Raw genomic sequence first — 13,718 nt, 5'->3', positions numbered from 1 at the left:
TGCCTTATTTGCCCTCAGCGATTACGTCCCGGCAGTTCTGGAGCGTCTGCGCTTGTGTCCCGGATGCATCGATGGTCGCCCAACCGACATGGCCGATATTATAGTGCTCTTGCTGCGCGGCAACCTCTTGCGTGGCGTCGGACGCGTCGCCCCGGCGACCGCCGATTCGCGCCTTGCGGGTGGCGAGGTCGGCGACGAGGAATAGTCCATTGAGCGGTACGCCGCACTCGCGTGCCAAGGCGGCCATCTCGTCTCGCTCGGACTCACGCGCAAATACGGCGTCGACGATTGCCGAATGGCCTTGCGCCAGAACCTGCCGGGCGCGCTGCATCAGCACCTCGTAGACCTGCGCCGTCACGCCAGGCCGGTACGTGGACGGCGGTAGGCGTTCGGTGTGTCCCACCTGAAACAGCTGCTTGCGAATGACGTCGCTGCGCAGCACGACGGCGCCCGGATGTGGCGCCACGGCGGGCGCCAGCGCGCGGGCGAGCACGGATTTGCCGGTGCCCGACAGTCCGCCAACCGCGATCAGGCGAGGGGCGGGGGGATGAATCAAAGCCTGGGCGAGCTCGAAATAGCGGCGCGCCTCGTCGAGAGTGCCGGGGCCATCGGCATCAGGCCGCCTCAGCCGCGCCAGCGCCACCTGCGCACGGATCGCCGCGCGAATGGACATGAATAGTGGCAGCGCCGCCAGGGCGTCGAGCGTTTCGTCGGGCGCCGTCATCAGATACTGGTTCAGGACGGCATTGGCCGTGGCCGACTGGTCATGGCGCAGCAGGTCCATCAGCGTGAACGCAAGATCGTAGAGCACGTCCACAGTCGCCATCTGCGCGTCGAATTCGATCGCGTCGAAGAGGACAGGCTGCCGGTCGATCAGCACGATATTGGCAAGATGCAAGTCGCCATGACAGCGACGCACGAAGCCGTGGCGCGCGCGTTCTTCCAGTGTAGCGCGGACGCGCAGGAATGCCTGGTGTGAGGCCTCGCAGAGTTGCTCGATCTGGGCTGCTTCGAAATGATCGCCATTGCGCAGGCCGGTGCTGTTGCCATCGATCAGCGCGGGAATGGAGGCAATCCATGCGGTGCCGTCCGCGACGGACGCTCTCGCATGCGATGCTGCGATCGCATCCGCGATGGCCGGGGCGAGCTCTGCATCCAGCGGGCCGGTTTTGGCCACATGGTCCAGCGTACGGTTTTCGTCGAAGCGGGACATGTCGACCGCATACTCGATCGGCCGGCCGCCACCGTCGATCTCGATCGATCCATCCGGCTCCTCCGTGATCGCCACGACGCGGTGATAGATTTGCGGCGCGAGCGGCCGGTTGATCCTGATCTCCTCTTCGCAGGCCGCCTCGCGCTTTTCGAGCGTCGAATAGTCGAGGAACGGAAACTTGACAGCCCGCTTGATCTTCAGGGCGCGCGTTCCGTCGAGAAACACCGACGCTGCGTGGGTGTCGATCCGCTTTACGCCAGGACGCGCGTTTAGAGCTTCGAAGACCCGTTCCTGGATTGCAGAATCGTCTGTCATCTCAGCAGGCATTTCCAGATGCGTCAGCGGTGAGGCAGCAGGCTAATCCTTAGAGGCGGATCGGGGCCAGTCCTTGACATCGGTCAAAGCCTGTCGTCGGCTGGCTGCGCGGTGTTCCCGCCTTGAGGAGGATCAAGCTTCCCGGCGAAAGGTGGCTTATCCTGACCGGTAAGGAGAATCCCGATGCCCATCAAGGATGTCTTTCTGCCGCTTGTCGGCCAACCGCGCGGACCGGCCCTCGCCGCGATCGCGACATGCGTGGCTGTCGCCGCCGACCTCGGCGCCAGGATCACCGCGCTCGCGCTCGAGGAAGATGTTTTCGTGCGGCCGAAGGTCATCATCCCTGGCGATTTGGATCCCCCGGAGGCGAGCGGTTCGCGTGAGGTAAGCGACGTGCAGCAACTCCTCAACGCCTTCACCAATGCAGCCTCCCGCGCCAACATTCGTGCCCAAAGCCGATCGGGTAAGGTGCCGGCGGACCAGATCGCGTCGATCCTGGCCGAGCACGCGCGCTTCAGCGATCTGACGTTGGTCCCCGTGAGGCCGCATGACAGTCAAACGGAACGCATCATCGAAACGCTCCTGTTCGAATCCGGCCGGCCGCTGCTGCTCTGCCCGGAACAGCATGTGGACGAGCTGCGACCGGAGTTCGAGAACGTCATGATCGCCTGGGATCACTCCGCCCGTGCCGCGCGGGCCGTCGGCGACGCGCTGCCCATTCTTCAGGCTGCTTCATCCGTCCGGGTGGTCACGGTGGCGGACGACAAGACCGATGCCATCGTGCAATCCGGAACCGCGCTCGTCGACCATCTGAGGGAACACGGGGTCTACGCCTCGTTCGAAACCGCGAAGGGCGGCGGCAGCTCGATCGGCAAGGTGCTCGGAAGCTGGGCGAATTCCCATGCCATGGATGCGATCGTGATGGGCGCCTACCATCATTCACGCCTGAACGAGATCGTCTGGGGTGGTGTGACAAAGACCGTCATTGGCCAGCCGCCGTGCTGGGTTATGATCTCGCACTAGGCGCATCGCCAGTCTATCGGCCGATCGTCAACCATCGGAACCGCCACCGACCGGGCGCATATGCTTTCATGTCAACCTATCGCTTGAAGAATTTGCTGTCGCCGCGTTCGGTTGCGCTCGTTGGCGCGAGCGCCCGCCCGGTCTCGGTCGGACGCGCCGTTCTCGAGAACATTCACAAAGCCGAGTTCAAGGGTCGGTTCGGCCTCGTCAATCCGCGCCATGCCGAGATCGGCGGCATCGCTGCGGTGGGCAGTCTGGACAGGCTGGACTTCGTGCCCGAGCTCGTGGTCATCACCGCGCCGGCGCGAGAGGTTCCCGGCATCATTGACCAGGCCGGACGTCGCGGCTCGGCCGGCGCGCTGATCGTCTCGGCGGGCCTCGGTCACGGACCGGGATCCCTGCACGAGGCCGCGATCGCTGCGGCACGCAAATACGGCATGCGGCTGATTGGGCCGAACTGCCTCGGCATCATGATGCCGGGCGTCAGCCTCAATGCAAGCTTTGCCGCGCACATGCCGGGGGCGGGCAACCTCGCGCTGATCTCGCAATCCGGCGCGATCGCGGCCGGAATGGTGGATTGGGCTGCGCAGCGCGGCGTCGGGTTCTCCGGCATTGTCACGATCGGCGATCAGATCGATGTCGATATTGCCGACCTGCTCGATCATTTCGCGATGGATCCCAAGACCCGCGCGATCCTGCTTTATATCGAATCCATCAAGGACGCGCGCAAGTTCATGTCGGCGGCACGGGCCGCGGCGCGCGTCAAGCCGGTCGTCGTGGTGAAGTCCGGCCGCATGGCGCAGGGTGCCAAAGCGGCGGCAACCCATACCGGCGCGCTCGCCGGCGCCGACGCCGTCTATGACGCCGCGTTCCGCCGTGCGGGCGTCCTGCGGGTCTCCGATCTGCGCGAGCTGTTCGATTGCGCCGAGACGCTCGGTCGCGTCGAACCGCCGGCGGGAAAGCGTCTCGCCATCCTCACCAATGGCGGCGGCATCGGTGTCCTGGCCGTGGATCGGTTGGTGGACCTTGGTGGAATCCCGGCGTCCATCTCGGCTGAGACGCGCAAGAGGCTCGATGCAGTGCTGCCGCCGACCTGGTCCGGTGCAAATCCCGTCGACATCGTCGGTGATGCCGATGCATCGCGCTACGCGGCGGCGCTGGAGGTGCTGCTCGCAGATCCTGATAATGATGCCGTCCTCGTCCTCAACGTGCAGACCGCGATCGCCCCGGCGGCCGACATCGCCGCGACCGTGACCGAGCTCGTCGGCAAATATCGCGAGAAGCAGCGTCGATGGGCGAAGCCCGTGCTGGCGGCTTGGGTTGGAGCTGATCAGAACATCGTTCAGGCGCTCTCCGGCGCGGGCATTCCGAATTATCCGACCGAAGATGATGCGGTGCGCGGCTTCATGCATCTCGTGAGGCATCGCGAGGTCGTAGAGGAGCTGAGCCAGGTTCCTCCCGCGATGCCCGACACGTTCGTGCCTGACGCCCGAGCTGCCAGGCAGATCGTCGCCGCTGCGATCGCGGACGGCCGCAAATGGCTCGAGCCCATCGAGATCAAGCACCTGCTCGGAGCCTATGACATCGCGATGGTACCGACCCGTGCTGCGACCGATGTCGAGCAGGCCGTCGCCTACGCCAGCGAGATGTTCGCGAAGGGCGCCACAGTCGTGCTGAAGATCATGTCGCGCGACATCGTCCACAAGTCGGACGTCGGCGGCGTCGTCCTCAATCTGACCACGCCGGAGGCCGTGCGCGCAGCTGCCACCGACATTCTCGCGCGCGCGAGGAAGGTCCGTCCCGAAGCCCGCATCGAGGGCGTCATCGTGCAGGCGATGGTCGTCAAGGCGAAGGCGCGCGAGCTGATCCTGGGTCTTGCCGACGATCCCACCTTTGGCACCGTTGTCGTCTTCGGCCGGGGCGGGACGGCGGTCGAGATCATCAACGACAAGGCACTGGCGCTTCCGCCGCTCGATCTGCAACTCGCCCGCGACCTGATCGGCCGCACGCGCGTATCACGGCTGCTGCAGGCCTATCGCGACGTACCCGCGGTCGAGCCGGACGCCGTCGCGATGGTGTTGGTCAAGCTCGCCCAGATGGCCGCCGACCTTCCCGAGATCCGTGAATTCGACATCAACCCACTGCTTGCGGACGAGACCGGCGTGACCGCGGTCGACGCCCGCGTCGCGGTGGGGCCGCCGCAGCGCAAATTCGCCGGCTCCGGCCCGGCCAATTTCGCCGTCCGGGCCTATCCGTCGCAGTGGGAGCGCCGCCTGGCGCTCAAGGATGACTGGCGCATCTTCGTACGGCCCTTGCGTCCGGAGGACGAGCCGACCATCCACGAATTCCTGCGTCACGTCACGGCGCACGACCTCCGCCTGCGCTTCTTCGCCCCGATGAAGGAGTTCACCCACGAGTTCATCGCGCGCCTGACCCAGCTCGACTATGCGCGCGCAATGGCCTTCATCGCATTCGACGAAGCCACCAACGAGATGGTCGGCGTGGTCCGGCTCCATTCGGACTCGGTCTATGAGAGCGGCGAATATGCGATCCTGCTGCGCTCCGACCTCAAGGGCAGGGGGCTCGGATGGGCGTTGATGCAGTTGATCATCGACTATGCGAGGTCGGAGGGGCTGAAGACCATCTCGGGCGATGTTCTCAGGGAGAACACCACAATGCTTGAGATGTGCCGCCAGCTCGGCTTCGACGTGAAGCCGGATTCGACTGAGCCCGACCTCTGTGACGTCAGGCTCAAGCTCTGAGTGTTCCGATCACGAGTGCGCTTCGCGCGATGCGGCGGATTCCGTGGCCGTTTTCCGCAGACTCTTGACGATGATCGCGATCAGCGGCACCAGCACCGGCACAATCGTGCTGAGCGGGTGATGGACCGCGCCTGACACCTGGGCCTGGAGCGCCCGCGCCTCGAGCTGCAAGGCTTCGATGGATGCGCCGTGAATTTCATTGGCGAGCTCGATGTCGCGGCCGGATGGAGGACGGCCGGCAACGACGAAGAGAACCGCCGCGATGGCGAAATTGACGGTGCCGAGGATGGCAGCCGCCGCAATTGCGCTCCAGATCTGGACCAGCGCGAAATAGGCCGACAGCTCCAGCATCAGGAGCCCGAATGAGGCGATCAGCGCCGCGAAGGCCCGCAGACCGAGACCGATCAGCAGATGGCGCAGCCTGATGTCCGCGATGATCCTGTCGGTGCGCCACAGCACGCGCAGATGTCTAACGATATTCTCCGTGTTCACCTAGTGTCTCCTCAGCATGACGCCGACGACGACGCCGAGTGCGAAAGCGGAGGCGAGCGATGTGACCGGGCGCTCCGCAATGAGGCGCTGCAGCTGCTCCTGCTCGTCGCTGACGGTTTCTCCGAGCTCGGCAAGCGCAGCCTTGATCTGATCGGCCAGAGCCTCGGCCCGGTCTTTCGAGCTGTCGAACATCTCTTCGCCTGCGGTGCTCAGCAGACGCGTGACGTCAACCTTCAGCGCTCGCAGTTCTTCGCTCATCCTGTCGCTGTTGAACATGGATTTGAGAACTCCCTTGAATGGAAACAACCCTAGGGCCCGGCGACCCGGCGCCCTTGATTTGCGTCAAGGGATGGCGCGTGGCCCTGGTGTTGAGACAGGTCAACCCGGCCGCCACATGCTGGCCTAGAAGTGGCGGCTGAATGGGGACCAATTGTCCCGATGAGGTGGAAGCGTGAACTCCGAACCGCTGTTGCTGGCAACGCCCTCCGGCGATGTGCTGAAATTGCGCCCGGAAGGGCCGTGGACGGCAGCCAATGTGTCGGCGCTCGAAACGCTGTCCCGATCGGTTGGAGCGGATGTCGATCGATCCAGTGCCGTGACGCTGGACATGTCCGGCGTCAGCGCGCTCGACACGCTCGGAGCCTGGGTCCTGGAGAAGTTGTCGCGCAGGGCCGCATCTTCCGGCAGATCGGCCGAATTCGTGGGCGTTGCCGATCATTTCAGCGGCCTGATGGACGAGGTGCGTCAGGTCAACCGCCACACCCCGGCGGCTGCGGCCGCGCCAAACCCGGTCCTGCTCAGGCTCGGCGATCTCGGCAAATCCACGGTTGGCGCGCGCGAAGACGTCACGATCTTTCTTCAAATGCTGGGTGCATTGTTCATCGCCGTGATCGGCGTGCTGCGCCGGCCACGCTCGCTGCGGCTGACATCGCTTGTCTATCAGCTCTACCGGATCGGCTGGCAGGCCATTCCGATTGTCGTTCTCATTACCTTCCTGATCGGTGCCATCATCGCCCAGCAGGGGTTCTTTCATTTCCGCAGGTTCGGTGCGGAGTCCTACACTGTCGACATGGTCGGCATCCTGGTGCTGCGCGAGCTGGGTGTGCTGATCGTCGCCATCATGGTCGCCGGCCGATCGGGGAGCGCGTACACGGCCGAGCTCGGCTCGATGAAGATGCGCGAGGAGATCGACGCGCTCTCGACCATGGGCCTCGATCCCGTCCATGTCCTGATATTGCCGCGAGTAGCAGCCCTCGTCATCGCGCTGCCGATCCTCGCGTTCATTGGGGCGGTTGCGGCGCTCTATGGCGGAGGACTGGTCGCACAATTCTACGGCGGCATGGCACCGGCGATCTACATCGCGCGGCTGCATGAGGCCATCTCCGTCACCCATTTCGAGGTCGGCATCCTGAAGGCGCCCTTCATGGCTCTGGTGATTGGGATCGTCGCCTGTAGCGAAGGATTGCGCGTGAAGGGCAGCGCGGAATCGCTCGGGCGGCAGACGACCACGTCGGTGGTGAAGTCGATCTTCCTGGTGATCGTGCTCGACGGCCTGTTCGCGATCTTCTTCGCTTCGATCGGAATGTGACGATGGACGAATCGCAAGAGGTATTCGCGATCCGCGTTCGCGACCTCGTGGTCGGCTTCGGCCGCCAGACCGTGCTCGACCATCTGTCGCTCGACGTCCGCCGAGGCGAGATCCTCGGGCTCGTCGGCGCGTCCGGCGGCGGCAAGTCGGTCTTGATGCGCACTATCATTGGCCTCATCCCGCGCCAGGGTGGGAGCATCGAGGTCATGGGACGGCCGATCGGTGGCCGCACCGAAGGCGCGGCCACGACGTGGGGCATTTTGTTCCAGCAGGGTGCGCTGTTCTCCTCGCTGACGGTTCGTCAAAACGTGCAGTTTCCGCTCCGCGAAAATCTCGTGCTGTCGCAGGAGCTGATGGACGAGATGGCGATTGCCAAGCTCGAGATGGTCGGGTTGCGAGCGCAGGACGCTGACAAATATCCGTCCGAGCTCTCGGGCGGCATGACCAAACGCGTGGCGCTGGCCCGCGCACTCGCGCTCGATCCGCCGATCCTGTTCCTGGACGAGCCGACCTCCGGTCTCGACCCGATCGCCGCCGGCGATTTTGACGCGCTGATCGGGACGCTGCAGAAGACCCTCGGCCTCACCGTGTTCATGGTCACCCATGATCTTGCGAGCCTCACCACGGTCTGCGACCGCGTCGCCGCGCTCGCCGACGGCAAGATCGTGGCGATCGGTCCGATGCGCGATTTGCTGCAATCCGAGCATCCCTGGGTGCGCGCCTATTTCCACGGCAAGCGCTCGCAGATGCTGCAACACGAGATGAGATGAGACATGGAAACCCGGGCTCCCTACGTGCTGATCGGCGGCTTCGTGCTGGCCGCTATCCTTGCGGTGTTCGGCTTCGTCTATTGGCTGAACAACACGGGCGGCATCGGGCCGCGCGCGAACTATCATGTGCAATTCCAGGGTCCGGTGCCGGGTCTGCTGGTCGGTGCCGGTGTGCTGTTCAACGGCATCCGGGTCGGCGAGGTGACGCAGATCGGCCTCGCGCCGGATAATCCGCGCTTCGTCAATGCGACGATCTCGGTTGCCTCGACGACACCCGTGCGTACCGACACCAAGGTCGGGCTCGATTTCCAGGGGCTGACCGGCGTGCCGGTGGTGACGCTGGAGGGTGGCATGATCGTTGCCAAGGCCGGCGGGCCCGTGACCCTGATCGCCGAGGCCGGTGCAGGCCAGAGCATGACGCAGGCTGCGCGCGATGCGCTGCGACGAGTCGATACCGTGCTGGAGGACAATTCCGGTCCGCTGAAAGACACCATCGCGAACCTCAAGACATTCTCCGACGGGCTCGCGCGCAACACCGGCAAGATCGACGGTATTCTGGCAGGCCTGGAAAAGATGACCGGCGGCGGGACGCCGGCTCAGAAGATCACCTATGACCTGCGCACGCCGCAGAATCTTGCGCCGGCCGGCAAGACGCTTTCGGCGTCGCTGGCGATTCCCGAGCCGACCGCGGTCGCGATGCTCCAGACCCAGCGCATGTTGTTTGCACCCAGCGGGGATAATCCGGGCTTTGCCGAATTCCTCTGGGCCGACAGCATTCCGAAGCTGGTGCAGGCGCGGCTGATCGACAGTTTTGAGAATTACGACATCGCCCACGCGCCCTTGCGCACGAGCGATCTCGGGCAGGCGGACTACCAGCTCCTGATCGACATCAGGCGCTTCCGGATCGCCACGGAAGGCGAGGCTCGGGTCGAGATCGGACTGTCGGCACGCATCGTCGACAAGAACGGCAAGGTGGTCGCGTCGCGCCTCGTCGAGACCAGCGAGAAGCTTGACAAGGTCGAGCCGGCCGCAGCGGTCGCAGCGTTCGACACAGCTTTCGCCCGCATTGCAAAGGAGCTGATCGGCTGGACGGTGCAGGCGGTCTAGCAACAGCACAAGACGGCCATGCCCGCCAAAATTGATCTGGGTCAATCGGCTTTGGCGCAGTGCAGTAAAATGCAGCCCGCGCGGTGGGCTCGGCCTGATGCGGGGCAGCCGGTGCTTGGAGCGGTAGATGAAGGCTTCCGTGGTGACGATCGAGCCGAATGGGCATTTCTGTAGCGATTGTGCGGTCCGTGACTTCGCGGTGTGCTCGTCGCTGGACCCGGCCGAGTTCAGGGAATTCGAGCATCTGGGGCGCCGCGTCCTCTTTGACGGGGGCGAGACCGTCTTCTCCGAGGAGGACAGCACGACCTCGTTCTACAATCTCCTCGACGGCGTCATGCGGCTCTACAAGCTATTGCCCGACGGTCGGCGGCAGATCGTGGGATTTGCGTTACCAGGCGATTTCCTGGGGATGAATATTTCCGGCCGTCACAATTTTTCGGCCGATGCGATCGGTGGCGTCACAGTGTGCCAGTTCGCGAAGGCGTCCTTCGGCCGCTTCGTCGAGAGCCGGCCGCATCTCCTCAGGCGGATCAACGAGCTGGCGATTCGCGAGTTGAGCCAGGCGCGCGACCACATGGTCCTGCTCGGCCGCCGATCGGCGGACGAGAAAGTCGCGACGTTTCTGCTTGCCTGGCGCGAGCGGCTATTTTCGCTAAAGGGGGCGTCGGACACGGTTCAGCTGCCGATGAGTCGTCAGGATATCGCCGATTATCTCGGCCTGACCATCGAAACCGTCAGTCGCACCTTCACCAAGCTGGAGCGACATGGGGTGATCGAGATCGTTCAAGGCGGCATCAGCCTGCTCGATCCGGCGAAGGTCGAGGCCTTAGCTGCGGCCTGATCCGGCGCTCGCCAATTTTGATCCCAATCAATGACGGCGGTCGTGCGCCGCCAATAATGCCCCAAATAACAGGGGAGGGCATCATGCCGACTGACGCGCTGCTGGTGACGATCGCTGTCGTGGTCGTTTTTGTCACATTCGCCGGGGCTTTGGCATGGGCAGACCGGCAAACCAGCGCAGGTCGCCCCGATTCGGACGCCAAGCACTGACGGTCCTGAGATCACAATCGCGTTTTACCGTGCTTGCCGCGGAGGCTTCCACGGCCAGCTCGCGGCCGTTCGGCAGCGCCTCAACGCAATGGTGCGCGCGATAGCTGCAACTCTGCATCGACCGGGACACATTGGCTCATCCCCCGGATGCCGCCTTGGCGCCCGACCGCGGCATTTTCGCCGTATTTGGCTCAAACCGTGCATATGCTTTCCGGTTGAAAAGCCTGCTAACGTTGACTACGCAGGAACTCCAGTGCCTCGCAGTCTTAGGAGCCCAGCGGCGTGCCTCAGGACAAGACCGGCGACCCCCGACAAGCTGCGGGCAACAAATTATCGGTCCTGCGCAAGCACCCGATCTTCGCGGATCTGGAGCCGGATGCGCTCGATCAGCTCTGCCGCTACGCCAAGCACACCACGGTGAAGCGCGGAGCGACGATCGCCGCCAAGGGCGATCCCGGCAACAACCTGTTCGCGGTGATCACGGGAACAGTGAAGATTTCCTCTTCGTCGCCGGATGGAAGGAACGCTATTCTCAATCTGATCGGTCCTGGAGAAATCTTTGGCGAGATCGCGGTTCTCGATGGCGCGCCGCGCTCGGCCGACGCGACTGCCAACACCAATTGCGAACTCTACATCATCGACCGTCGCGACTTCCTGCCGTTCGTGAAGAGCCAGCCGGCGCTGGCGATGAAGTTCATCGAGCTGCTCTGCGCGCGCCTGCGCTGGACCAGCCAGCAGGTCGAACAGGTGATCCTGCAAGATCTGCCGGGCCGGCTTGCGAGCGCGCTGCTCGGTCTCACCGAAGAGCGCAAGTTCGACTCTGGCAGCGGCACGCTCGCCATCACGCAGCAGGAGATCAGCGAGATGGTGGGGATGACGCGCGAGAGCATCAACAAGCAATTGCGCGCCTGGGCCGGCCGCAACTGGGTTCGTCTCGAGCACGGCGCCATCGTCGTGCTGGATACCGATGCGCTGCACGACCTCGCCGAGAGCGGCCTCGACGGCGAGTGAGGCCTCAGACCTGATTGTCGACGATGGCGACCGCTCGGGTCCACCCTGCGGACGCTCGCTCGATCTTCACCGGGAAGCATGAGACCGTGAATCCGGTCGACGGCAGCTTGTCGAGATTGTGCAGTTTCTCGAGATGGCAATAGCCGATGTGTCGTCCCGCCTTGTGACCTTCCCAGATCAGGCCGGCATCTTTTGTTTCGGCATATTTCTTCGCGGTGTAGACGAACGGCGCGTCCCAGCTCCAGCCGTCGGTGCCGGTCAGCCGCACACCGCGTTCAAGCAGGTACATGGTGGCCTCATAGCCCATGCCGCAGCCGGAGTTGACGTAATCGGCCTGGCCGAATTTGGCGCCGGCGCTGGTGTTGACGACCACGATCTCCAGCGGCGACAGCGTGTGCCCGATCCGTTTCAGCTCCTTCTCGACGTCGTCGGCAGTCACCACGTACCCATCGGCCAGGTGGCGGAAGTCGAGCTTCACGCCGGGCTGCAGGCACCATTCGAGCGGCACCTCGTCGATCGTCCATGACCGCTCGCCGCGATTCATGATCGGGTGGAAGTGCCAGGGCGCGTCGAGATGCGTGCCGTTGTGGGTGGACAGCGAGACCTGCTCGACCGCCCAGCCCTGGCCATCCGGCAAATCCTCCGCCTTGAGGCCGTCGAAGAACTGCAGCATGCGGGGCAGGCCCTGCTGGTGATCAATATACTGGATCGTCGGGTGATTGCCCGGCGGATCGGCCGTCACGTCGTTTCCGAGCGGTACGGAAATATCGATCAGCTTCCGCGGCATGGGCATTTCCTCGCGATGTTCCGTTTCGGCGCATCTTGGGCGGGCTCTACCTGTGGCGTCAAGTAACGCCCCGGTGCAGGCGATTTCGGAAAAACGGGGGCATTCGCCGATCGCGCCGTCGAAGTGATGCATGATCGATCGATGCAACTCCAGCATTGATCGATGCCGGATTTGGCTTGGACTCAGAATGCCGCCCGCCCTAGGGACGACGTTGGCGACATCGCGCTGATCAGCGCGCATCGCACAAGGATGGGGCGACCGTCACGTCTGCACCTCCAAGCCGCAACCAATAGCGGTCGATTCTAAAACCGGAGGAACGTCCATGGATATGACGAGCATCGTCACCTCGCGTCCGGCATTGGCCGACGGCGAGGCGGGATTAAAGGGAAGCCGGCACCTGCCGCGCAAGTCCCCGCCGGAGAGGGCGCGATGAAGCTCGCACCTTTCCTCGCCGTGATCATCCACCAGTCAAATCCGCTCGACTCCGCCGCGCAATCCTACCAAGGTGGTGCGCTTGTAACGCTTGACTTTACACCTGAAGTGGAGCGACCCAAGGCGGCCTGCAGCATCGGCCCAACGACGACATAATCAACTCAGGAGGAAGCCCAGATGAAGACACTTACCGGCATCATCGCAGCCGCCGTACTGGCGGTCTCAGCGCCGCTGGCGACCGCACGCGATTTCCGTTCGGCCGACATCCACCCCGCCGATTATCCGACCGTCGAGGCCGTCAGGTTCATGGGCAAGCAGCTCGCGACGGCGAGCGGCGGCAAGCTCGGCGTGAAGGTGTTTCCCAACGGAGCCCTGGGCTCCGAGAAGGACACCATCGAGCAGCTGAAGATCGGCGCCCTCGACATGATGCGGATCAACGCATCGCCGTTGAACAACTTCGTGCCCGAGACCATCGCGTTGTGCCTGCCCTTCGTGTTCCGGGACACGCAGCACATGCGCACGGTTCTCGATGGTCCGATCGGCGACGAAATCCTGGCGTCCATGGCGCCCGCGGGCCTGATCGGCCTTGCCTATTACGACAGCGGCGCCCGGTCCATTTACACCGTCAAGGCGCCGGTCAAATCGCTCGCCGACCTCAAGGGCCTGAAGATCCGCGTCCAGCAGTCCGACCTCTGGGTCGGCATGATCCAGAGCCTCGGCGCCAACCCGACACCGATGCCGTATGGCGAGGTCTATACCGCGCTCAAGACCGGCCTCGTGGACGCCGCCGAGAACAACTGGCCGTCCTACGAATCCTCGCGTCACTTCGAGGCCGCCAAGTTCTACAACGTCACCGAGCACTCGCTCGCGCCGGAAGTTCTCGTGATGTCCAAGACGGTCTGGGACACGTTGAGCAAGGAGGATCAGGCGATGGTCCGCAAGGCGGCCAAGGAATCGGTGCCCGTCATGCGCAAGCTCTGGGACGAGCGTGAGCAGGCCTCCCGCAAGACCGTCGAGGCGGCCGGCGTGCAGGTCGTAACGATCGCCAACAAGGCGGAATTCGTCGACGCGATGAAGCCGGTGTACGACAAGTTCGCAGGTGACGAAAAGCTGAAGGGCCTCGTCAAGCGGATCCAGGACACGAAGTAGGGCCACAGCGTCGGGGCCG

The 13,718-nt window shown here is 64.0% G+C and carries 14 protein-coding genes; 10 read left to right on the top strand and 4 right to left on the bottom strand.

The annotated features are described in order from the left end of the window. Positions 1 to 4: 4 nt before the first annotated feature. Positions 5 to 1,528, bottom strand: coding sequence for a bifunctional aminoglycoside phosphotransferase/ATP-binding protein (locus ABIA90_RS34265; RefSeq protein WP_354120470.1), 1,524 nt, complete (start codon positions 1,526 to 1,528; stop codon positions 5 to 7). A 183-nt stretch (positions 1,529 to 1,711) separates the two neighbouring features. Here ABIA90_RS34265 and ABIA90_RS34260 point away from each other — a divergent pair, with 183 nt between their 5' ends. Further along, a complete protein-coding gene (locus ABIA90_RS34260; protein WP_354120471.1) occupies positions 1,712 to 2,551 on the top strand; it encodes a universal stress protein in 840 nt (279 codons plus the stop codon). Between the two features lie 68 nt (positions 2,552 to 2,619). Then, entirely contained in the window at positions 2,620 to 5,313 is a 2,694-nt protein-coding gene (locus ABIA90_RS34255) for a bifunctional acetate--CoA ligase family protein/GNAT family N-acetyltransferase (protein WP_354120472.1), read from the top strand. A gap of 9 nt (positions 5,314 to 5,322) precedes the next feature. Here ABIA90_RS34255 and ABIA90_RS34250 read toward each other — a convergent pair whose 3' ends face one another. Together ABIA90_RS34250 and ABIA90_RS34245 are read right to left on the bottom strand one after the other, a co-directional pair. After that, the gene (locus ABIA90_RS34250) at positions 5,323 to 5,805 is read right to left on the bottom strand and encodes a phage holin family protein (RefSeq protein ID WP_354120473.1); all 483 of its coding nucleotides are present in this window, start codon (positions 5,803 to 5,805) and stop codon (positions 5,323 to 5,325) included. Continuing rightward, positions 5,806 to 6,081: a hypothetical protein gene (locus ABIA90_RS34245; RefSeq protein WP_063982095.1), complete on the bottom strand. Its 276-nt coding sequence runs from the start codon at positions 6,079 to 6,081 to the stop codon at positions 5,806 to 5,808. A 175-nt stretch (positions 6,082 to 6,256) separates the two neighbouring features. Here ABIA90_RS34245 and ABIA90_RS34240 point away from each other — a divergent pair, with 175 nt between their 5' ends. The 6 genes from ABIA90_RS34240 to ABIA90_RS34215 all read left to right on the top strand — a co-directional run bounded on the left by ABIA90_RS34240 (position 6,257) and on the right by ABIA90_RS34215 (position 11,331). Then, entirely contained in the window at positions 6,257 to 7,393 is a 1,137-nt protein-coding gene (locus ABIA90_RS34240) for an ABC transporter permease (protein WP_354120474.1), read from the top strand. Positions 7,394 to 7,395: 2 nt separating this feature from the next. Beyond that, positions 7,396 to 8,163: an ABC transporter ATP-binding protein gene (locus tag ABIA90_RS34235; protein ID WP_354120475.1), complete on the top strand. Its 768-nt coding sequence runs from the start codon at positions 7,396 to 7,398 to the stop codon at positions 8,161 to 8,163. Positions 8,164 to 8,166: 3 nt separating this feature from the next. Further along, positions 8,167 to 9,270, top strand: coding sequence for an ABC-type transport auxiliary lipoprotein family protein (locus ABIA90_RS34230; RefSeq protein WP_354120476.1), 1,104 nt, complete (start codon positions 8,167 to 8,169; stop codon positions 9,268 to 9,270). Positions 9,271 to 9,397: 127 nt separating this feature from the next. Then, positions 9,398 to 10,111, top strand: a complete 714-nt coding sequence (locus tag ABIA90_RS34225; RefSeq protein ID WP_354120477.1) for a helix-turn-helix domain-containing protein — start codon at positions 9,398 to 9,400, stop codon at positions 10,109 to 10,111. A gap of 83 nt (positions 10,112 to 10,194) precedes the next feature. Continuing rightward, complete coding sequence (locus tag ABIA90_RS34220) at positions 10,195 to 10,320, top strand: hypothetical protein (protein ID WP_256461316.1); 126 nt, start codon at positions 10,195 to 10,197, stop codon at positions 10,318 to 10,320. Positions 10,321 to 10,602: 282 nt separating this feature from the next. Continuing rightward, positions 10,603 to 11,331: a Crp/Fnr family transcriptional regulator gene (locus tag ABIA90_RS34215; protein WP_354120478.1), complete on the top strand. Its 729-nt coding sequence runs from the start codon at positions 10,603 to 10,605 to the stop codon at positions 11,329 to 11,331. A 4-nt stretch (positions 11,332 to 11,335) separates the two neighbouring features. Here ABIA90_RS34215 and ABIA90_RS34210 read toward each other — a convergent pair whose 3' ends face one another. Beyond that, positions 11,336 to 12,118 carry a cyclase family protein gene (locus ABIA90_RS34210; RefSeq protein ID WP_354120479.1) on the bottom strand — a complete coding sequence of 261 codons (783 nt, stop codon included), beginning with the start codon at positions 12,116 to 12,118 and terminating at the stop codon, positions 11,336 to 11,338. Between the two features lie 429 nt (positions 12,119 to 12,547). On the opposite strand from ABIA90_RS34210, the gene ABIA90_RS34205 reads away from it, so the two are divergent. Both ABIA90_RS34205 and ABIA90_RS34200 read left to right on the top strand, forming a co-directional pair. After that, positions 12,548 to 12,706, top strand: a complete 159-nt coding sequence (locus ABIA90_RS34205; RefSeq protein ID WP_354120480.1) for a hypothetical protein — start codon at positions 12,548 to 12,550, stop codon at positions 12,704 to 12,706. 21 nt (positions 12,707 to 12,727) lie between these two features. Continuing rightward, positions 12,728 to 13,699: a TRAP transporter substrate-binding protein gene (locus ABIA90_RS34200; RefSeq protein ID WP_354120481.1), complete on the top strand. Its 972-nt coding sequence runs from the start codon at positions 12,728 to 12,730 to the stop codon at positions 13,697 to 13,699. Positions 13,700 to 13,718 lie beyond the last annotated feature (19 nt).

This window comes from Bradyrhizobium sp. LA6.8 (genome assembly GCF_040547935.1).
In the GTDB taxonomy this organism is placed as follows: Bacteria; Pseudomonadota; Alphaproteobacteria; order Rhizobiales; family Xanthobacteraceae; genus Bradyrhizobium; species Bradyrhizobium barranii.
This window is presented reverse-complemented; position numbering and strand designations above follow the sequence as displayed.

Bases quoted from the DNA above. Each gene is read 5' to 3' on its own strand.
- ABIA90_RS34210 (WP_354120479.1), bottom strand. From the start codon at position 12,118: ATGCCGCGGAAGCTGATCGATATTTCCGTACCGCTCGGAAACGACGTG.
- ABIA90_RS34245 (WP_063982095.1), bottom strand. From the start codon at position 6,081: ATGTTCAACAGCGACAGGATGAGCGAAGAACTGCGAGCGCTGAAGGTT.
- ABIA90_RS34200 (WP_354120481.1), top strand. From the start codon at position 12,728: ATGAAGACACTTACCGGCATCATCGCAGCCGCCGTACTGGCGGTCTCA.
- ABIA90_RS34260 (WP_354120471.1), top strand. From the start codon at position 1,712: ATGCCCATCAAGGATGTCTTTCTGCCGCTTGTCGGCCAACCGCGCGGA.
- ABIA90_RS34265 (WP_354120470.1), bottom strand. From the start codon at position 1,528: ATGACAGACGATTCTGCAATCCAGGAACGGGTCTTCGAAGCTCTAAAC.
- ABIA90_RS34225 (WP_354120477.1), top strand. From the start codon at position 9,398: ATGAAGGCTTCCGTGGTGACGATCGAGCCGAATGGGCATTTCTGTAGC.
- ABIA90_RS34255 (WP_354120472.1), top strand. From the start codon at position 2,620: ATGTCAACCTATCGCTTGAAGAATTTGCTGTCGCCGCGTTCGGTTGCG.
- ABIA90_RS34205 (WP_354120480.1), top strand. From the start codon at position 12,548: ATGAAGCTCGCACCTTTCCTCGCCGTGATCATCCACCAGTCAAATCCG.
- ABIA90_RS34235 (WP_354120475.1), top strand. From the start codon at position 7,396: ATGGACGAATCGCAAGAGGTATTCGCGATCCGCGTTCGCGACCTCGTG.
- ABIA90_RS34230 (WP_354120476.1), top strand. From the start codon at position 8,167: ATGGAAACCCGGGCTCCCTACGTGCTGATCGGCGGCTTCGTGCTGGCC.
- ABIA90_RS34220 (WP_256461316.1), top strand. From the start codon at position 10,195: ATGCCGACTGACGCGCTGCTGGTGACGATCGCTGTCGTGGTCGTTTTT.